General features: G+C 32.4%; 18 protein-coding genes. 4 read left to right on the forward strand and 14 right to left on the reverse strand.

Annotated elements, in window-relative coordinates; translation table 11 throughout:
* Window positions 1-33: 33 nt before the first annotated feature.
* Window positions 34-240, forward strand: a complete 207-nt coding sequence (locus IPJ23_13395; GenBank protein MBK7631671.1) for a DUF2892 domain-containing protein — start codon at window positions 34-36, stop codon at window positions 238-240.
* Between the two features lie 35 nt (window positions 241-275).
* Here IPJ23_13395 and IPJ23_13400 read toward each other — a convergent pair whose 3' ends face one another.
* Together IPJ23_13400 and IPJ23_13405 are read right to left on the reverse strand one after the other, a co-directional pair.
* Entirely contained in the window at window positions 276-497 is a 222-nt protein-coding gene (locus tag IPJ23_13400) for a DUF1049 domain-containing protein (protein MBK7631672.1), read from the reverse strand.
* A 115-nt stretch (window positions 498-612) separates the two neighbouring features.
* Window positions 613-969 carry an H-type lectin domain-containing protein gene (locus IPJ23_13405; protein MBK7631673.1) on the reverse strand — a complete coding sequence of 119 codons (357 nt, stop codon included), beginning with the start codon at window positions 967-969 and terminating at the stop codon, window positions 613-615.
* A 255-nt stretch (window positions 970-1224) separates the two neighbouring features.
* Here IPJ23_13405 and IPJ23_13410 point away from each other — a divergent pair, with 255 nt between their 5' ends.
* Window positions 1225-1884, forward strand: coding sequence for an energy transducer TonB (locus IPJ23_13410; GenBank protein ID MBK7631674.1), 660 nt, complete (start codon window positions 1225-1227; stop codon window positions 1882-1884).
* A gap of 11 nt (window positions 1885-1895) precedes the next feature.
* On the opposite strand, the gene IPJ23_13415 is transcribed toward IPJ23_13410, so the two are convergent.
* From IPJ23_13415 to IPJ23_13465, 11 genes are all read right to left on the reverse strand, one after another.
* Window positions 1896-3083 (reverse strand): class I SAM-dependent rRNA methyltransferase, encoded by a 1188-nt coding sequence (locus IPJ23_13415; GenBank protein ID MBK7631675.1) that lies wholly within the window; start codon window positions 3081-3083, stop codon window positions 1896-1898.
* Window positions 3084-3103: 20 nt separating this feature from the next.
* Window positions 3104-3811, reverse strand: coding sequence for a hypothetical protein (locus IPJ23_13420; GenBank protein ID MBK7631676.1), 708 nt, complete (start codon window positions 3809-3811; stop codon window positions 3104-3106).
* A 189-nt stretch (window positions 3812-4000) separates the two neighbouring features.
* Window positions 4001-7531, reverse strand: coding sequence for a hypothetical protein (locus tag IPJ23_13425; protein MBK7631677.1), 3531 nt, complete (start codon window positions 7529-7531; stop codon window positions 4001-4003).
* A 153-nt stretch (window positions 7532-7684) separates the two neighbouring features.
* The gene (locus tag IPJ23_13430; GenBank protein MBK7631678.1) at window positions 7685-8026 is read right to left on the reverse strand and encodes a hypothetical protein; all 342 of its coding nucleotides are present in this window, start codon (window positions 8024-8026) and stop codon (window positions 7685-7687) included.
* An 8-nt stretch (window positions 8027-8034) separates the two neighbouring features.
* Window positions 8035-8658 carry a hypothetical protein gene (locus IPJ23_13435; protein MBK7631679.1) on the reverse strand — a complete coding sequence of 208 codons (624 nt, stop codon included), beginning with the start codon at window positions 8656-8658 and terminating at the stop codon, window positions 8035-8037.
* Complete coding sequence (locus IPJ23_13440; GenBank protein MBK7631680.1) at window positions 8655-9272, reverse strand: hypothetical protein; 618 nt, start codon at window positions 9270-9272, stop codon at window positions 8655-8657. The genes IPJ23_13435 and IPJ23_13440 overlap by 4 nt, the downstream gene beginning before the upstream one ends.
* A 20-nt stretch (window positions 9273-9292) precedes the next feature.
* Window positions 9293-10024, reverse strand: coding sequence for an esterase family protein (locus IPJ23_13445; protein MBK7631681.1), 732 nt, complete (start codon window positions 10022-10024; stop codon window positions 9293-9295).
* A 416-nt stretch (window positions 10025-10440) separates the two neighbouring features.
* Window positions 10441-15222: a GNAT family N-acetyltransferase gene (locus IPJ23_13450; GenBank protein MBK7631682.1), complete on the reverse strand. Its 4782-nt coding sequence runs from the start codon at window positions 15220-15222 to the stop codon at window positions 10441-10443.
* A gap of 193 nt (window positions 15223-15415) precedes the next feature.
* Entirely contained in the window at window positions 15416-15796 is a 381-nt protein-coding gene (locus tag IPJ23_13455) for a LysM peptidoglycan-binding domain-containing protein (GenBank protein ID MBK7631683.1), read from the reverse strand.
* A 28-nt stretch (window positions 15797-15824) separates the two neighbouring features.
* Window positions 15825-16040, reverse strand: coding sequence for a dodecin domain-containing protein (locus IPJ23_13460; GenBank protein MBK7631684.1), 216 nt, complete (start codon window positions 16038-16040; stop codon window positions 15825-15827).
* Between the two features lie 67 nt (window positions 16041-16107).
* Entirely contained in the window at window positions 16108-17808 is a 1701-nt protein-coding gene (locus tag IPJ23_13465) for a peptidase (GenBank protein ID MBK7631685.1), read from the reverse strand.
* A gap of 196 nt (window positions 17809-18004) precedes the next feature.
* Here IPJ23_13465 and pepF point away from each other — a divergent pair, with 196 nt between their 5' ends.
* On the forward strand, window positions 18005-19885 hold the full coding sequence (pepF, locus tag IPJ23_13470; GenBank protein MBK7631686.1) for an oligoendopeptidase F: 1881 nt from the start codon (window positions 18005-18007) through the stop codon (window positions 19883-19885).
* 56 nt (window positions 19886-19941) lie between these two features.
* Here pepF and IPJ23_13475 read toward each other — a convergent pair whose 3' ends face one another.
* Entirely contained in the window at window positions 19942-20430 is a 489-nt protein-coding gene (locus IPJ23_13475; protein MBK7631687.1) for a hypothetical protein, read from the reverse strand.
* 335 nt (window positions 20431-20765) lie between these two features.
* Here IPJ23_13475 and IPJ23_13480 point away from each other — a divergent pair, with 335 nt between their 5' ends.
* Window positions 20766-21302, forward strand: a complete 537-nt coding sequence (locus IPJ23_13480) for a DUF2202 domain-containing protein (GenBank protein ID MBK7631688.1) — start codon at window positions 20766-20768, stop codon at window positions 21300-21302.
* Window positions 21303-21340: the final 38 nt, after the last annotated feature.

The following is a 21340-nucleotide window of genomic DNA, read 5'->3' on the forward strand; positions in this document are numbered from 1 at the left end:
TTGTTAGACTTATCACCCAAAAAGGAGATCATCATGAAAGCAAATGTTGGAAGTGCAGATCGTATAATTCGTTTTGTTCTTGGTGCAGTTATTATAGTCCTTGGTTTTTACTTTAAGAGTTTGTGGGGTATTGTTGGTTTAGTTCCAGTGGCTACGGCTGCTTTAAATTTTTGCCCCGCTTATAATTTAATTGGTGTTTCTACAAAGAAAAAAATAGAAACCGAAAAATTAAAGAGTTAAAATAGTCAAATAATAAAAGGGCAATAATGCCCTTTTTATTTTGATTCTATTTGTGCGCCACTTTTAGGTTTCTCCAACATTCCCGGAATAATAATACCAACTAATATCCCAACTACAAGTGTTAATATTAATAGTAACAATTTTGATATTTCGATTTTCCAAAACAGAAAATGAACTGGAATGACTTCAACATTTTGAATGCTCACTATAATAAATAAAGCCAACAATATTAGCGTAGCTATGCTTTTAAAATTCATAATGTTCACCCTTTACCTAGAAATTAATTATTGTTTTGCATTATGTTAATTTAAGCAAAAAAAAAATGCCATATCATTTTTTGATATGGCATAAATAAAAACAAAATAACTCAGATTATTCAGTATAAGCTAACCAATAACCGCTAATACTATAAACTTTTGAATCTGCCCACGTACGAATTTTTACTGTAAATCCATCTCTTGAAACAGAAAGAACTTCAACGTTGTATCTGTTGTTAAACCCTTTATCTGTATCAATCTGTGTAACAGAAAGCATAACTTTTGGTTTAACTTCATAAGGGTTTTTAAAAGCTACTTCGATTGTCATAGTTCTTTCACCGGTATTTGTATCTAGGGTATAACCAGAATCACCTATTTTGGTTGACCATTGACCACTCTGAGTTTGAGCAGATACTAATGCTGAAAAAGCAACAAAGAAGAATACTATTGTAAGAACTGATAGTTTTCTCATCTTTTCCTCCTGGATGATTAATAAATAATTAAAGAATTTGAGCTGTTATTCAATATTTCAAAGAAATCTTGAATAAAATTTAATCGTTTGAATTTTTATTTCCTAATAAGTTTTGTGATTAAACCGTAATCATTCACATTGCTATTGTCTAAAAACAATCTTTGTTATGTTTTACTTACAATCGGAACAAATAAAAACTTTAGAAGTATAAGTACCAAAATCATTAGTTCTATAATTTTATTAGGAGGAATGATCATGGCAATCTTAAAAACCAAAAAAGCTGATTTGAATATTCATTACAAAAAGTATCTTAAAATTAGCATAATTATAGTTCTTACATTACTAATCGCAGCATTTAAATTCTCACCTAATCAATCCAAACAGCCAAGTATTAAAGAAGACCCTGGTTGTATAATAAATATTTTTGATATACCACCAACAGAACTGATTACAAAACCACTTTTACCTCCCCGTCCACAACTCCCCGAGATATCAACGGGAGATAATATTATAGATATTGAATTTGATGCAACAGACTTTGATCTAACCGAAAACATTTCTCCACCAGCAGAATTAGAAAAGCCTTCAAACAGAATTGTGGAAGAAGAAGATCACATTCCATTTTTTAGAGTTGAGGTAAAACCTGAAATAATTGGTGGATTAGAAAGCATACTCAAAAATGTTTACTATACTGAAATTGCCAGAAGAGCGATGATTGAAGGCAGAGTTACTATTGAATTTATTGTAAACAAAAATGGTAATGTTGAAGATGCAACTGTTTTGAAGGGTATATCTGAAGAGTTAGATTTGATTGCACTTAACGCAGTTAAACAAGCAAGGTTTACGCCTGGTTTACAAAGAGGAAAACCAGTTATGGTAAAAATGGTTATTCCAATTGTATATAAATTAAAATAAGAATTTTAAGGTTAATTTACTTTACAAACTATTCCCTTTAGATAAAGTCCTTCGGGAAAGCTAGTTAACATTGTGTGGTCGGGAGATTGTGTTAAATATTTTAAAATATGAACCTCTCTCCCGGAATCCGCAGCTGCATCCGCGATAATTTTATTAAATAACTCCGAAACTATATGACCCGAACAAGAAAATGTAAATAGAGTGCCATTTTTTTTTAAAAGTTTTAATGCTAAAAGATTAATATCCTTATAACCTCTGCTTGCTTTTTCAACTTGGCTAACAGATTCTGCAAACTTGGGTGGGTCAAGAATTATAACATCAAATTGTTTGTCTGCATCTCTAAGTTTTCTCAAATATTTAAAGACATCACCATTTACATTTTCATATTTTGATGAATCAATTCCATTTAAGGAAAAATTTCTCTCGGCTAAAAGCAATGCTTCTTCAGATGAATCAACATTGGTAACTTTACTTGCACCAGCTATAAGAGCATAAACAGAAAATCCGCCAGTAAATGAGAAGCAATTAAGAATTTCATTTTCTACAGAAAATTTTTCTAACAATTTTCTGTTATCTCTTTGATCTAGATAAAAACCTGTTTTATGGCCATTAACAATATCGACAAAAAACTTATTTCCGTTTTCAATTATTTCAATCAACCCCTCGGGTTCTTTTCCGTATAGTATTCCTTTTGATTGTTGCAAACCTTCTTTTTCTCTAACGGTAACATCAGAACGCTCAAATATTCCGGTTGGATTCAATTTATTGATAAGAATTGCAACTATCTCTTTTTTCCAAAATTCTGAACCCGCAGATAAAAACTGGCAAACAAGAAAATCGGCGTACTTATCAACAATAACTCCTGGTAAAAAATCACATTCAGCATTAATTATTCTATACGCATTTGTTGATACATCATCAATAATTTGTTTTCGGAATTGTATTGCATTTTCAATCCTTTTTTGGATAAATTTCCTATCAACTGTCTCATCAGGATTAAAAGACAAAACTCGAACAGAAATTTGAGAATGTGAAGAGTAAGAACCAGATCCCAAAATTTTTCCATCTCCGGAAATAATCTTAACTGTTTCTCCGTTTTTATTCACATCTTTTATAGAATCAACAGCTCCGGAAAAAATCCAAGGATGTTTTCTGTTAAAAGATTTTTCGCGCCCTTTTTGTAATTTTACTATCGGCATTTTAAATATTTCAAAATTATTTACTCATTAAAATTTATCACGACTCTAACGCCTGCATGAAGCGTTAACATTTCTATTTTGGACTTGCTGGGATGATATATTACTCTCTGCCCTATCACCTCTACTGAGCCTTCTTTTAGATATTCAGCTTCTGAGCCAAACAAATACCTACCTTTAAGATCAAGATAAATTGCCCCATTTTCTGTTATGGGATCGCCGCTTAGCAATATCGAGATACCACCTCCTGCACCATAACTCCACGCCCAATCTTCAAAGTTTGTGCTGCTTGCAAACTCTTCATTGTTATTTTCATTTTTTACAGAAGTTTCTGTAAATAAGTATTGACCACCAAACAATCCCTGAACATAGGGTCTTATTCTACCTGTTGGCAATCCAAGTTCAAAGACTAAATGAAAGTTTACAAGGTTGTTTGTTCTATCAACTCTGAGAAAAACTTCTGGAATATTATACATAGGTTCGCTGCGGCTTTCATTTCCATACACATAATATCCCACATTCAATCCAAACCCAAACGGAGCGCGTGGTTTTGGTGAAAAAAACATGAACTCGCCGCTTAATCCATACCCAAGATTATCAACTTGATCTCCGAATTCACCTTGCGGCAAAGCCAGCGATAAGTTAATACCTGCTTGCTGAGCACTAGAATTATTATAAATGAAACAGACTAGTAAAAAAATTAAAACTGAAAAGTATTTTTTTATATTCATATTAACTCCACTACATTTTTAAATGATTTTGAGTTTCAAAATTAAATTACATAATTAAAAATACTAATTATTTTATGATGAACGGTTAATATGCTCAAAGTTAATCTCTTGATAACTTATTTTAATTTGTGTTAAAAATAAAAAAGGGATCATAAAAATGATCCCTTTTTATAAATCTAATAATTACTGTTAAATTTTAAACAATCTAGTTGTTTCCTGTTCCTGCTGATTGTCATTCAATTCATTTGAATCATCAATCGAAATTTTTCTGGAAATAGAGTCCTGCCTGTTTTTTAAAATTGATTGTTCAATCTTTAATTTTTCTCTTATTTTTTGATAACGCTGAAGCACTCTTTGGCTCTTCCCGATTTCTTCCTGCAGTTTCTTTTTCATTGATGCAAGCTTAACAATATTGCCCCTGTGCTCTTCATGCTCAACCTTTATCATACTTATTGCAGATTGAAGTTCAACAAGCTCTTCCATAGAATCCGATATTTTATTATTAAGTTCATCAACTTTTTCTTCATAACCACGCACTTCTTTTTCAACCTTTGAACGTTTCTCTTTTGCTTCAACAAATTTCTGATTCATATTGCTGATCAGTTCCTGCAAACTTTGCTCAACAGCAGTTCTCTTTTTCAAAATAAGTTCTGCTTCCAGTTTCATATCATCGTTGGAATTTTTCTTCTCAACAATTTGTTCGTCAAGTTTTAACAAATCATTTCTAAGCTGTTCTTTCTTTTCATTAAATACTTTTAACAGTTGCTCAAAAGAATCAATTTCAGCTTGACGCATATTTAATAATCTATCACTTTCTTCAATTGCGTTTATCTTTTCAAACAAAAGTTGATCTTTCTCTTCAATATCTTTTTCTTTCTTCTGAACGATTTGATCAATAACAGATCTCTTTTTTGTGATTTCATTCATTTCAGAATTAAAACGCTGAAACATTTTTGTAAATCTATTTTCAAGATCAAGATTACCTTTTTCAATCTCTTCACGGCGCTGCTCTAACAATGGAAGAATCTCTTTTATCTTTTCTTTGTTCTTGTTTAGTTTATCATAACTATCTTGCTCAAGCATTGTGCGCTTATGCAATTCATTCTTTAGATCTTCAAGTCGTCGCGTTTCGTCGGATAGTTCTTTATGCCTGTCTTCAATTTCAGTTACTTCAACACTAAGTTTCGCTAATCTTTTGGTTTTGATGCTCAGTGATTCTTCAGCAGCAAAAAGTTCTTTTTGTCTGCTTTCAATTGTTTCAAATATTTTTTGCTGACGCGCATTTGTTTCATTCATTTCCCTAAGCTTTTCTGCCATTTGGGATTCTAACAACTGTGCTTCATTTTCACGAGCAGTAAAGCTATTTTCAATCTGATTAAGTCTATCAACTTTTTCTTTGATTTGCTCGGCGAGTTCATCTACTTTTAATCGAGTATTTTTCTCAGCTTGATTAAGTTCAGCAATAATACCTCGAATTTGTTCAGCTTCAGCATTTTGCAATTCTATTTGGTTGGCCAACTGCTGAACAGCAATTCTTTTTTCATTTTCGCTGTTCTCAAGCTCAATAACTCTACTTGCAACGCCTGCGGTTTTTTCATCTATCTCCGCACTGATTTCTTCAAGCTTAATCTTTTTTTGGATGTTTTCTTCAGTAAGTTTTTGTACTTCACTTTTTAAAATTTCAGATTTTTGTTCTTCTTCAAAAAGTTTTGATGTGAGATTTTCAATTCTATTTTGTATTTCTTCTTCATCTTTTTCAAGCGCAGAAAGTTTAATTACTCTTTCATCAAGTTGTTTTTGACTTACAATCAAAGCGGCAGAAAATTCTTTTACTTTGTATTCTTTTTCATTTTTTTCTTCAGTTAACTCTATAATAACCGCTTTTAAAGAATTACACTTTTGTTCCTGCGCACTAATTTCTTCACTAAGAGTTTCTAGTTTTTCATTAAAATGTTTTTCTTTAGAATCGAGTTCATTTAAAGTAAATCGTTTTTGCTCCAATAATGATTCTTCGTTATATAATTCGCTGTTAAGCTCAGATAATTTTTCCTTTTTAATATTTATGTCGTCATTAATTTTTTCTAATTCTGATTGTGCGGGAATTATTTGCTGGCTAAGCAAAGATTGGTGTTGATTTATTTGCTCAGATAATTTTTGTAGTTCTTCTTTTTTAATTTTTTCTTCTTCTGCAAGTTGTGATAAACTGTTTCGAATATCATTTGCCTTTTCTTCTTTAAGCTCTATCTCGTTGTTAAGTTCTTCTAATAATATCAATTTGTTTTGTTCATCAGTTGCAAGTTTTTTGTTTTGTAGAGATTTTTCTTGTTGATATTCTTCATCTTTCTTAATCTGATCTGCTAATTCAACAACCGCCGATTTTTTATTTTCAATCTCATCAACTAAAAACGAAAGTTCTTTTCTTAGATCATCTGATTTTGATTCTTGCAAATTGAGTTCCTCGGCAAGCTTATCAGTTTTTTCAATTTTTTCCTGTTCCATTAACTCGAGCTCTCTAAATCGCATCCGCTTGTGATCAAGCTGCGTTTCATTGACCTCAATTTGTTCAGTAAGTTCAGCTATTTTTTGCGCACGTGATGATTCTTCTTCAGTTAAGCGGGCAATTTCGGATTTGATAACATCAAGTCTTAATTCCTGTTCCTTTGCTTCCCGAGATATTTCCTCAATCCAGTGAATTCTTTCTTTGCCAATCTTATCTAAATTTTCAAGGTTTTGTTTTTTCTCATCAGAAAAACTTTCTTTAAACTTTAATTGATCTAAAACTTTTGAAAGTCCGGATCGTTTTTTGTTTTCTTCCTCTTCAAGACTGCTTAATCTTACCTTCAGAGCTTCAACTTTTTGCTTTTGATCATCTGCCTGTCTTACCAATTCTCGTAACTGCCTTTTACGAGTTTCTTCTTCTTCATAAAGACTGGAGATTTTTGATCCTAAATAATCAGCTTGTTTTTTCTTTTCTTTTACTTCCTCATCCAGTTCTTTTAATAGGCTTGTGGAATGATTTTCCTTTTCCTTTAAATCAAACAACTTTTTATTTAATTCTGTGATCTCTTTTTCTTTTTCGTGAATCTCATTTAGAACTCTGTGTTGTTCGCTTGTTAACTGGGTAATCTTATCCTCAACATCGTGAGCTTCTTTATAAGAGTTGTTAAGTTTTTCACTGCTTAAAAGTTCAAGTTCTTTTTTCTTTTCATTAATCCTTTCATTCATCTCATCTTCAAGCGAATTCAATTCATCAATCTTTTCTTCCGCGGTAAACATCTTATCTGTAAGCTCATCATACTCTTTATTCAAAACAGCAATTTGATTTACTTTGTTTTTAATAGCGTCATTGTCAAAATCAACTTCAATCTCTCTAAAGTTTTCATTGTTGCTAATTTGGTTTTTTATTTGATCTATGCGTGAGGAATAATCTAGCAGAGTGTTTTGTTCTTCTATTTTTAATTGGCGCAGGTTAAGAATTTCTTTATTGAACCCTTCAATATCGGCTTTGTTTTGTCTTTTTTGCTCTCGAAGAGTTTCTATTTCACCAGCTAATGCAAGCTTACGTTCATTTAAATCAGAAACCTCCATGCGCATCTTTTTTAATACATCATTAAGATTGCGTACGTTATCTTCCTTCTCCGAAATACTATTAATTCTAAAGAGAAGTTCTTCGTTTTCTTTTTCTAATTCGCGTAGTCGTTTATTTTCAAATAAACCCATAATGGCTCCTATTAAGTATGCCTATATTATCGAAAAAAAATGCTAATTGTATAATAATTTAGAGATGAAATTAGGTATTGTGCAGATAAATTTCAATTTAACAAAATATTACAACCTGTAAATCTTACTTGCTATTTTAATCGTCAAAAACCGCTATAACTTGCCTTCACGGTATCGCCTTCGGAATTCGATTTTTTTGATCTGTCGTTCGATGATAAGATCAGCAAGTTTCTCGGGGATTGATTCTTTATTTTTTGATGAAAACAGTTCAGATAATTTTTTTTCACTTATGTCTATTCGGTAAAGTGTGTTGATTAAGAGATTGTAATTCTTGTCAAGCATATCTTTCATTTTTTCTGTTAGATATTTTCGAAACTCCTCAAGTCTTTCAAAGTCATTATTCGGGATTAAAGATGAATAATCATTTTTTACAAAATCATTTGAAACAAATTTTTGAATGGAATAAACTTCTTCTTTATTTAATTCTTTGTTCATAGAAAATATTAATGTATATGGCAAAGCAAGTAAATGTTTTGAGAAATATATTCATCATCCAATATGGGTTTAATTATTTTATATCGCATATCGATATCCAATGTATTGCTAACTTTGTATGAAAATCCCGCATCAAAACTTAATGGAAATGTAATATCTATTTCCTTGTAATCAAGTAAATACATATAATCTACTGGAACATCGTTTGCACGCCTGCTTTCAACATCTCTTGAACCGCCGCCAATTCCAGAACCAAAATAGAAGTGTGGGGAATCTTTACCAAATACATTCTTGAATTTTATTTGAAACAAGAATTCTAATGATGTGTAAGAAAATTCGTGATCAATTTTAGAGTAGCCAATTAAATCGCCATAGTAAGCTGGGTATCGATATTCCCTTGTATCGATAGTACGAACATGATTGATTGATAATTCTAACTCATATTTAACATTTTTAATTTCGTTATCTATAAGGTTCTCATAAGTAAATCCAATTATAAACCCTGGGTAAGAATAGTTTTTTCCAGAAAATAGCGGTTTGGAAAATTCCGCCCCAGCGAGAAAGCCAAAATTTTGAGCAGGTGAAGAAATTGTTAAAACGTAAAAACTTAGAAATAATAAATATTTTTTCATTTTGAAAACCCCTTTTTTTTCATTGATTGTAAAAAAGCATAGCAAGCATAAGTAAAGAACACAGCCGCAAAAACATCAATTGTGTAGTGAACATGCTGCAGCAAAACCGCTATTGCAACTACTATTGTGCTTATCAAAAAAACGATTTTATAAACTTTTTTTTCTGATACAAGAAATAGAATAAATAGAGTTGCTGTGTGTCCGGAAAAGAAAAGATCTTTTGTTAATGTTTGTCCGGTTCCAAAAAACTCTACTAAAGGATCGTTGAGCATAATCATATTTACCGGCGGATTTAATGGAAGAACGTACATTGCAAAAATTCTTACCACAACCATTAGTGTGTAAAGTTGAATTGCAAACATCAGTTGTTTCGGATTTTTGATGAATGTTGCGATCGCTACAAAAAGAGAAATGTAAATTAATGCAAAAATTAGCCAGGTTAAATTGATAGCATTAAAAAGAATTAGAATTGGATCGGGAAAAACAACACCTTGCCGAGCTTCAACAAAATTTAAAAAATTTGCAAGCGATGTTAAAACAACAACAAGCAGAATTAGTGTTATACCTAATTCAATTTTGTTATTTTTTGATTCTAGAAATTCTTTCCAGTTCATATTCCCCTGAATATAAAATGTTAAAATTTAATATTGCCTAAAAAGTAGGGAAGCATGCTTCTCCACGTTGGCCAATCGTGTGGTTGGTCGTGCCCCCACAAATCCAGCCAATGTTTCACTCCACGTTGGTTAAGAATATTTGATAAATGAATAGACGCACCGGGATCTTCAAAAGATCCTTGTCCGCTTGCAATAACAATTCTTCCTTTTCTCATTTTATCAAACATAAAATTATCATCCCATCTCGGAAGGTAATCTACTGGCGAATTGAAGTAAACATTATCGTCAAAATATCCCTTGGAATAGCTTTTTAAATCATAGCTTCCACTCATAGCTATAGTTCCAGAAAAAATATCGGGACGTCTGAAAAAGTTATTTGCAGCATGAAGCGCACCGAGTGATGCTCCGGTTGTAACTATCGGAACCAAACCTTTACTATGGTTATGAATAAATGGAACGACTTCTTCAATAATATATCTGTTGTATTGTTGATGACGAATTGCTTTGTGAGCTGGATTCATGCTATTATTCAACCAGCTTTCGTTGTTAATACTATTTATAGAAAACGCTTTAAGTTTTCCATCCCGTAAATATCCTCCAATAGAATCTATAAGTTTAAATCTTTCATATTCAAGATAATCAGCTCCGGCTGTTGGAAACATTAATAACGCATAGCCATAGTGGCCGTAAATTACTATTTCCATTTCCTTGTTTAGATTTGGACTGTACCAGCGGTGAATCTCTCGGCTCATCAAAACTCCTAATTGAATGAAATATTTAGTGTGAAAGTAAAGAAATGGATTAAAATTTGAAAATTGTTCGAAAATTAAAATTTACTAATTAATTTGAACTGAACTCCTTTTAATCGGATTGAAGAAAATGGTCAATATTTGGTTCAAAAACCACACTTTTAATATAATTATAAAATTTTTCTTCCAAATATCACAAAACCCTTGCATTTAAAAATTAGCTTATTATTTTTACAAGTGAAATTAAAATGTACTTGGTAATAAGTCCTCCCCCAAGCTTATTATCAGTACTCCCCCGATGTTTTACCCCGACATCGGGGACTTTTTTTATATGGAGACTTTGCAACAATATATTGACTCCATTTTTTATTTTAACTGATTTAAGTTTTACCGTTCTAATTAAATTATGTCACACCTATTCAAAGCTCTTTTACCAGCCCTGAATATTTCCTTTCAATCTTAAATCCAAATCGGTAAAAATATTCGGGACGGAAAAATCCTGTTGTTACAAATCTTATATTATCAGATTTAATGCGGCTAAATAATTCATTCATCAACCCTTCACTAACGCCTTTGCGGCGGTAACGGTTAGATACCACTATTTTTTCCATATGCATAGCATCTTCATCGGTTTGATAATAAAAAGCTCCGCCAATAATAAAACCTCTATCAGAAACAGCCACAAGAAATTGATGTTCCGGTTTAAAGTTTACATTCAGATTGGCTTCAAGATATAGCTGATGAAGTCTAGAAATTTCTTTAGGATTTATTGGGTTTCTTATTGTAAAAAGGTTTCCATCATCATCCTGCAACTGCACAACAAGATTTGGTTGTGAGGTAATTTCAGATTTTATACTAAGAAATGCTGCAGTATCTGATGGCTTTAAATGAGGATAACCCAAACGAGTTATAAAGTAATTTTCCTTTTCATCAAGCTCAAACTCAAAATGTAATGCATTTATAAGCTTTAATGATTCCTCTTTAGTTATTTTGCGATGCCTTTGTTTTCTTACAAGTTCACGCAAAACATCTTTAAATCTTTGGGGTGAATTGTAAAATACAGTTTCAAGAAAAAACCTTGTACGTGCTGCGGGGTAATGCTCTTCAAGATCAAACAACCTGTAAGTTTCATAAAGCTCGTAAATCATTTCTGCTTGTGCTGATAGAGAGGCACTTTTATTTAGGTGATACCAGCGATGAAATCGTTTTACAGAAAAGTATAATTGTTTGGGTAAGTAACCGTTGTTTTTAATATTACGAATAAAAGAATCAATCCTGTTAACTATTTCTTGTTTATTTTCTTCATTAGAATTTGCAAGCTCTTTTCTAAACCTGTTAACCAGGCTAATTCCACTATCAGTTCCTTCAGCTTCAATTATTCCAGAAAAAATTGCGTTCCATACGGAAGCTTTTTTTATTTCAGGATATTTATCTTCCGTTTGCTTTACAAAACTTTCATAGAAGTTCATAACAAAAGCAAGTGTCGATTCTGTATTTCTTCTTTTAGAAAAGGATGTGATTATACAACCGGTTTGATAATCGTGAGGCGATATAATTAATTCATCCGGAGTTGTATCAGTAAGTTCCATTTTCATATCAGATAATTTCCAAAACTTTACATAAGCCGATGCAGCATTCCAAACAAAAAACTTCCAGAGATTACGCAATTTTTCAAAATTCGATTCCTCATTCCGTCTATATTCACGACGTAAAAACCTCTCCACAGATTCATCACCAACAAATTCTTCTGTCCATAATTTTTCATCCTCCCAAAGACCACCGAGTTTTGCGGCAAGTTTCTCCCCCTTTACTTCAGTACCTGCAATTACTTTCCATTTGATTTCCTCTTCTATTATTTCAGAAGGTTCTTTGTGATTAAGATGTATTGCAAGATCAAATCCACCTTGAAATCTTGTTTGAACTGTTACGCGAAAAATTGATCTGTTTTCAGTCTCTGAATACTTGCTTATCCAAACACCTGAAGGTAATATATTGTTTAAGGAAATCAATACATTTCCGGTAAAAAGAAAAACAGCCTCTCTGATAATTTGTCTTTCGCTAATTGCTTTACTTAGTATCACTTGATCCGCTTCCGGAATTGCTTGATCGAAAATTAAAACATCTTCCCAACGATATTCTTCGCCTGTTTCGGGATCAATAGCTACCCGCTGATTTTGACCAAGCCATTCTGTGAATTGATTTCTTATCTCTAAACGGGACTTTACCGCAACTTCTTTAATTTCTTTTGTGGTTCCATAAAGTTCATATTGTAAAAAGAATCGCCTTATTTTTTCATAGCTAGTTGGATGATTAACACCGTAACTAACTAATAATTCAAAAAGTTTTGGTATAGATGTTTTGCTAAAATTTATTTTGGATGTACTGTGGGATATCAAATTTTCTATTACTAATTCAATTTCTTTTAAGTTTTCATCGCCGCGACTAATGTTATCGATAGCATCAATTATTTCGTTGTTAATAAAGTTGCAATCAAAATCTGAGTATAATTCTAATAGAAATCTAAAGTTATCCTTCCGTAGAGTTTGAAAGGCAGCTAGAAACATTTTTCGTCGTATCGATAATTCATCAATCAGTTTTGGTCTAAAACTGATTTCAACAGCAAGCTTGTAATGTGTTGTTTTTGCGTCTTTAAGTATTTCGGAAAAATACTTGATGGCCTTTTCATTATCATCAATTGATTCTGACTGAAGCATCACGGCAGCAAAATGTAAGCCCAATATCGATATCTCTTTAGCGCTTAGTATTTCTACAAAATTATTTCGTATTTGATCATTATTTTTCACCAGCGTAATTCGCTCAACAAACTCAATATCTTTTTCAGCTTCTGTTTTTCTGTACCATCTAAAAATTCCTTGTCCCGTAAAATCAACAAGCTCAACATTTCCGATCCAGTAAAATGGATTTGTTAAAATATCCTGCAAATCAATTTGCCTTGTGTTAATGCGGTAAGAATAATTTCCTACTTGGATAATATTTTCTTCTTCATCAAGGGTTTTAATCTTTAATGATGAGTTAAGTTTTGGAATTGATAATACGTCATTTCGCAAAAAAACATCTCGACTTAAAGCACCTTTTTCTCGCAAGAACCAATTGGGAATTTTGACCTCATACTTACCCAGTCCTAGCGAAAGATGATCCTTCTGATACATCGATTGAATCAGTTCTTCAAAATTCTTTTCTATTGCTCTACGCTTGTACGTCCCTTTGGGAGTAAGTTCCTGATATTCATCACTAAATGCACGATTGATAATTTTAAAATCCAGTATGCGCTCAAAAGGTGCAAGAAAATTATTTACACTTACTATGACAGTGGAAAAATATTCCTGCCTCTGTTGCTCATCCATTGATTTTAAGGGGGATTTTTCTGATTCAATATCGGGAAAAATTAGAACAGTATTAAACGGTCGATGATCACCTGCAAGAAAAACTTGCTTAACAAATTCAAAATCTCGAAACAGATTCTCAATTTTTTGCGGCGCTATTGTTTCTCCTTTTACATTTTTATAAATCTCTTTTTTACGATCAATGATTTCAATAAAGCCATCCTTATCCATTCTCATAACATCGCCTGTTGCAAGCCAGCCATCGTCATCAAAAGTTTCATCAAGTTTTTGATTGTAATAGTTTAACATCACGTATGGACCACGAATTAAAATTTCTCCATCATCACCAAGCCTAATTTCTATTCCTGGCAAAGCTTTACCCAGCGAGTTCTCCCGATATTGAAATGGCGGTGTCATCGTAATTCCACCAGTTGCTTCGGTCATACCAAATCCGCTCATCAACTCGACTCCATAGCGCTGAAAAAATTTAAAAACATCCGGTGGCAAAAAACCGGCAGCAGATAGTCCCCATTTAAGGTTGCCTCCAGTTGCACTTACAATAGCACTGTTTATTTTTTCATCCTCATCAACTTCAACATCAATTCTAGTTGTTATGTATTCATAAAGTTGAATCCATTTTTTAGGTATAGAAATAAAAATACTTGGTTTAACTAGCCGCATATTATCAATCATTGTTTCCACAGATGGATTTTCCATAAAACAATATTCTGCACCCCAAAATATTGCTCCCGTCATTTCAAGCCATCGGCCAAACGTATGATAAAGCGGTAAAAAAGCGAGATAACGATCTGCGTCGCTTATACCTGGAATTGCCAATGCGCGGCAGAATCTTTTATAAACAATGTTAGTGTGAGAAAACATTATTCCTTTTGGTTCGCCTGTTGTTCCGGATGTATACATTAATGTTGCAAGAGAATCTGGGCTTATTTTAACATCAGATTTTGTTTTCTGTTCGATTGATAGTGCTTTAAATTCATCAAAGCTGATCACCCAATCTTCCGCCGCATTTCCTTTTAGCAAAACAACTGTTTTGAGGTGTTGAGTTTCTTTTTTTATCGATCTGATTTTTGCAAGTTGTTTTTCATCATCGGCAAAAAGTATTGGTGCTTTTGTTTGATTTAAAATAAATGAGATATGCTCTGATACAGAGTTTGCAGGGATCATAGCGTTTACAATTCCAGAAGTTAAACAAGCAAGATCCAGCAGAACCATTTCTAAACTGTTTTCTAAAAGAAATGCAACAATTTCGTTTTTAGCTTCAATTTCAAAAAGTATTTGATTTATCGATGAACGATAAGTTGATACAATCTCAGATGTCTTTTGCCAGCTAAAATCAATGGTGTAATCATCTTTTATAATCCTAAAAAGATTTTTCTTCTTATACTGGTTAACGCGTTGGTTAAACAATACATCAAAAGTATAATTACTGTTAACTATTAGCGCATGAATTAAATTATCCCATCTTCGCTCATCATATATCTTTTGAAGAAACGATGAGTTACGAAATAAGTTTAGATAGTTATGGATGATTGAAACAATTTTTCCATCACTTTGATTTGAGTTCGAGACAAGATACTCCCCAAAAGAATAGAATAATTCCTTCTCCATGTTTTCCATAAACGGATTTGCAAGTTCACTATTTATTAAACCATTAAAAATATTTTGCCAATTTTCAGTTTCAACATCCGATGTAAAGTGTTTATCACTTACCGCTCTACTTAATTCAATTCTAAGATTTATTAATAGATCATCAATCTCACTTTGTTCTAAAGCGGCTTTGCCTGCAAGTAGTTTGTCATTTAATTCAGTTAATGATGTGTTGGATTGCGTGTTCATATTTTTCTTTTAGTTAAGAGAATGAAAAATTCTTTTTAGGAATATAATAATTTATTGGGCGGATTTGCAGGGAAATTCTTTATTAAAATTACGTTGCATTGAATAACCTGTTGTTGCGGTAAGCGATGTTTACTAACTAAAAAGGCGAGCATAATAACTCGCCTTAATTGATTAATGTTTTTAGTTATTGTTTTTATGGATTTGGAATTTTTAATTTTTGTCCAACTTTAATCATATCAGGATTTGTAAGTTGATCTTTATTTGCATTAAATATATTCATGTATTTGTTAGCATCTTTGAAATAATGCTTAGAGATTTTGCTTAGATTTTCACCGCTTTCAACAGTATGAATGTGATAAAAATCTGTATTTAACACTTTAAGATCTGCGCTAACTTCCGATTGTCCTTCGCCGCCTACTTCTTTTATCTTATCCCATATTTGATTTTTTTCATAAGCTGTATTAGTGGTTCCAGCCACTTTCAATTTACCGGCCTCTTCACTAACATTTAAGTTTTGCACTTTAAGCTCCTGAGCCAAAGCCAAAACCGGACTATATTTAACTTGTATTGACATATTATTACTCATTTTTAATAATTAAAATCTACATCACAGGAAATGCAAGTTTAAGATTAACCTTGTATTGTTTAATCTTTCCATCTTCCACACTTGCTATGTGTTTTGTTACTTCTAAGCCGGTGATTCCTTTAACCGATTTTGATGCCTTTGACAATGCCTGATTTATAGCATCATCAAAACTTTTTGATGAGATACCTATAATCTCAATCACTTTAACTGCACCATCATTAATATGACTCATAACGCCTCCTTTATGAATGAAATAGTTTAAAAATTTTAAACAATATAAGAAATTATTTTTAAAATGCTTACTTAAACTGTGTTTCAATCTCAAAAACAGGCTTTATATCAACTGGCAAACTTTCAAGTTTTTTTCTAAACAAATCTATTGTTGAAGAATTAACTGCATATTTAGCTATTAAATCTTTTGCGCCGTTATAATTTCCTTCAGCCTGGATTGTTAAAACAACATTTGCAAGTTCTTTAAGTACGGGGTAAATTTTTTCAAAATCAACACGAACTTTTTTTGTGCTTTCATCAAAAACAAATCCGTCTTTTTCTAATAGGTAATTATATATAATTGCATTGCCGCCGCCGTGAGCTTCGCCAATTCCAAATCGCATACTACGAAAAGCACCTGCAAGAAAAGTTACCCAAACTTCATTTTCCATTTCTTTTGGATATACACCTTTTTCTATCATAAAAATATTGTTGTATAAACCAAGAATATCTGCTTTACATTCTTCCATTGTGGAATATGTTTCTTTCAATTCTTTTTTTACTTCGGTGTCTTTTCCGTTTACTTTAATAAACCCGGGACCAACACCGTGAGACATTTCATGCATCAACGTATGATTGAAGAAAGCATCAAACGTGACATACTTTAATTGCTCAGGTTCAAGAACAATTTCCGCAATTGGTTTTAATAGTTTTTCAAACTTTGCTTCATGAACATTCTTTAACATTACTTTCTTTGAACCCTTTGCCTGTCTAACTCTTTCATCATTTGGAAGATTAAATGCAAGTGTTTGAACTCCCGCTTTTGTATCGCCGGCAGTAAACACTTCATTTGCAACTACGATCGGTGATTCAGAGCCACGTGTATAGTTTTTATGTTTATCATCCAGCGGAAGATTTTTTTCTATGTCAGTTAAATATTTTGCAAACACTTCTAACTTTTTACTTTCAACAGGATCTTTAATTGTAACAAAACTTTCAAACGATGCTTTATAATTAAACATTCCATCTTCATAAACTTCAAATGGACCTATTACAACTTCAATTTTATTGTCTTTTAAATCCATCCAGTCCATATCGCTTTGGTAATAATCATTACTTAAAAATGCATCTGCGCGCGAAAGCAAATATTTTTTTAAAGACGGGTTATCAGAATACTCAGCAGCCTCCTTTAATAGATTTGATGCTGCGGTTAATTTGTCTTTATAAAATTCGCTGTAAGGAATTGCAACCAGTTTTCCATTATCTCGTCTAATAACCGTAAACTCGCTTGTAAAACTTTTCTCAAGTTTCGGATTATCTTTTACAAATTTTTCAAATTCCTCTTTGGTCATATCTTCGGGATAGAAATTTGCACCAAGCGGTTTCTTATCTGTGCCGATAAACGGCTTATCGTCTTCAAGCCTATCAAATGGACCTGCCATTATATTAAATAGCTCCAGTTGCAAAGCCGTTTTTGGAACTCTATCCGGAAAAGAATTATTATTTATTTCAGATTGCAATTCAGATTTTATCTGATAATTTTTTGAATAGACTTGTTCTAAAAAAATCTCATCTATTATTTTTGAAGCGCGATAAAGTTTTTCCAGAACCATTTTTTCTCTATCATTTAAGAGTGATTCGTCATAATTGATTTCAACCAGAACAAACTTTGCAATTTTTTCTTTAAGCATTGCCACTTCCTCTTTATCGTTTTGCGGATTTTGATTTTGTTTTTCTGTGCAGCTAAAAACTATTACTGCAATAAAAAACATTGCTATTAAATTTTTCATTATTCAGCCTTTATTTGATTTATAAGTCAAATTGATTTGTAAAAGAAATATAATTAATCATAATCAAAACTATGAGGTTAATTTATGGTTCTTCAGTTAATTATATCCAACCACTTATCATATATTTTTTCTGATAAAGTATATTTCTCATTAAGTTTACCCTGCAAAAAACTATAAATACTTTTTAGGTGAAAAAATGATAAAACAAAAACAAATTCTTTTTTACGCTCTTGTTATACTTACAATTGTAACTGCAATATTTCCCCAAGCTCCGCAGCGAAATGATCTTCCCGATAAATATAAATGGAATCTTTCCGATATGTATCCAACTTTAGCAGATTGGAAAGCTGATATTAAAAAAGTTGACTCGGAAATAAATCAATTTGCTTCATACAAAGGAAAACTTGGTGAAAATTCTCAGAATTTACTCAATGCATTAAACTCGTATTTTGCGATGTTGAAAACTTTTTATAAAGCTTCAACCTATGCCGGAAATCTTAGCAACGAAGATGTTAGAATTTCCGAAAATCAGGCTTTGCAGCAACAATTATCAAGTGTTGGAACAAAGTTTGGGGAAACAGCTTCATTTTTTGAACCTGAAATTTTAACCATTCCAACAGAAAAGATTGAAAAGTTTTTTAAAGAAAAACCAGAACTGCAAACATATTCGATGTACATAGATAATATTCAGCGTTTGCGTCCGCACACATTAACCGAAACAGAAGAAAAAATGCTGGCGAGTTTTGGTTTGATAGCGGGAAATCAGAATACGGTATACTCTATCTTTACTAATGGTGAAAAGCCAAATCCCAAAATCACTCTTTCAAATGGAGAAGAAGTAGAGTTAAGCCCAGCTACTTTTACAGGAGTAAGAACGGTTGAGAATCGCGAAGACAGAAGCAAAATTTTTGAGAGTTTTTTTAACAGCTATGGAGATTTTAAAAATAGTCTCGGGGCAAATCTTGTTGGAAAAGTAAAAAAGGATTGGGTTTTTGCTAAAAATAGAAATTATAAATCCTCGTTGGAATCATCTTTAAATGGCGATAATCTTCCACCAAGTGTTTATACTACATTAATTGAACAGGTAAATAAAAGCATTCCAACGCTTCATCGTTTTTTAGATTTTAAAAAACGTATGCTCGGCGTTGATCAACTGCATTATTATGATCTTTACACTTCGATTGTTAAAAAAGTTGATTTGAAGTATACAGTTGAGCAGGGACAACAAGCAATTCTTGATGCTCTTAAACCTATGAAATCAGAATATCTATCAACAGTAAAAAAATCCTTTGATGACCGATGGATTGATTTTATACCAACAGAAGGGAAACGGAGCGGGGCATACTCATCCGGCGGGGCGTACGATGTACATCCATACATTTTAATGAACTGGAATGATGATTACGAATCAGTTTCTACTCTTGCACACGAACTTGGACACACAATGCATAGTTTTTATTCAAATGCCAACCAACCTTTTCCCAAAGCAGATTATGCCACTTTTGTTGCTGAAATTGCTTCAACAATAAATGAAACATTACTTAACAATTACATGGTTGCAAACGCAAAAACCAAAGAAGAAAAACTTTTCTTACTTGGTAGTTATCTTGAGCTTTTGCGCACAACTATTTTTCGTCAGACGTCTTTTGCAGAGTTCGAACTTGAAATTCACAAACGAATTGAAGAAGGACAGCCATTAACAGGCGATGATCTTTGCAATATCTATTACGATATAGTTAAAAAATATTATGGACACGATTCCGGACATTGTGTGGTTGATCCATATATTCAATACGAGTGGTCTTACATTCCTCATTTTATGGGATACACTTATTATGTTTTCCAATATTCAACTTCTCTTATATATGCAACAGCTTTTGCAGAAAAGATTGTAAATGAAGAAACCCCAGCTGTTGAAAATTTCTATAAAATATTGAATGGCGGCGGTTCAAAGTATGCTGTTGATCTAATTAAAGACGCTGGGATTGATCCGTTATCCCCGGAACCATTTGAACTGGCAATGAAAAAGATGAATAAAGTTATGGATCAAATTGAAGAGATATTGAACGACAAATAATTATTATTATACAACCCTCGGGTGTTTGTTCTTGCACTCCCGAGGGTTGATATAAGTTAAAACGACCAGTTAACTATTGGGAAAAATGGGAACGCACCACCTTGATTAATGATGTTAATCAATCCAATCTGTAAACCATACATACTGCCAGCATAATTAATGAATCCAAACTGAACGCCGCTAACTTTTCCTTTATGATAGTTAACAAACCCATATTGTAAGCCTTCAAACTTGCTGTCTGTTAGATTTACAAATCCGCCTTGAAGACCAAGAAAACCGTTGTCAACCATATTAACAAATCCCCATTGTGCACCAACCTGTTTGCCTATTGTTGAGTTTACAAATCCCCAATCCAATCCACTCACATTAACATTCTTACCGTAAATAATGTTAAGTCTTAATCCCGTAATTGATGTGTTTTCTGGAAATATTTGAATTGGGTTAAATAGCGCAACCTGTATTGGTTTTTCCTGTGCAAAAACAGGTTTGTTTATTACACCAACAAATAAAAAAGATAGAAATAGAATTGCAGAAAGGATTTTCATTTTATTCTCCTGTAATAGTTAAAATTTCAATTTATAAAACAGGGATAAGTTAAACTATAAGGGTGAAAAAATAAAGTTCGACTTATTTGTTTTATTCTGGCGCCCTAAACGTCGGGAAATATTTGTTAATACTAAAGAATGTTCGATTGTGAATAGTATTCAATTGTTTTGTAATTGGCACAATAGATGAACCTGTTGGTCTAAAAAGGAAAACCAAAATGAAAACAAAAATCTTAATATCGGCTTTAACCATTTTTCTCTCACTAGTAATTTTCGGCTGCGAAAGCGAAGGACCCCTTGATACAAATATGAGCAATGGGATGAGTATAGAATTAATAAAGCAAACCATACTAAGCCTTCCTACAGAAGATTTATCCGAAGGAGAAATTTCTGGTTTATTGTTGATGAGAGAAGAAGAAAAATTAGCTCGCGATGTTTATATAACTCTGTACTCAAAATATGGCATTAAGGTTTTTACAAACATTAGCAGAAGCGAACAAACACATACTGATGCAGTAAAATTATTACTTGATAAATATGCACTCACTGATCCTGTGCAATCAGATGTTGTGGGTGTATTTACAAACCAGGACTTACAGTCTCTTTATAACCAGCTTATTGAAACCGGAAATATAACTGATGTTGAAGCATTAAAAGTTGGCGCTGCCATTGAAGAAATTGATATACTTGATTTGCTTGAACAACTTAATGTAGTTGTTGACAATCAAGATTTAGCATATGTTTATAATAACCTGAATGATGGATCAGAAAATCACTTAAAAGCATTTGTAAAAAATCTATCGATGCGAGGAGTTACGTATTCACCAGTTTATTTAGATATTGAAACTTATAACTCGATTATCAATAACTAATCAAATTCAATAAATATGGTCCACCTTTAAGTTGGACC

Source organism: Ignavibacteriales bacterium, from assembly GCA_016709765.1.
In the GTDB taxonomy this organism is placed as follows: Bacteria; Bacteroidota; Ignavibacteria; order Ignavibacteriales; family Ignavibacteriaceae; genus IGN3.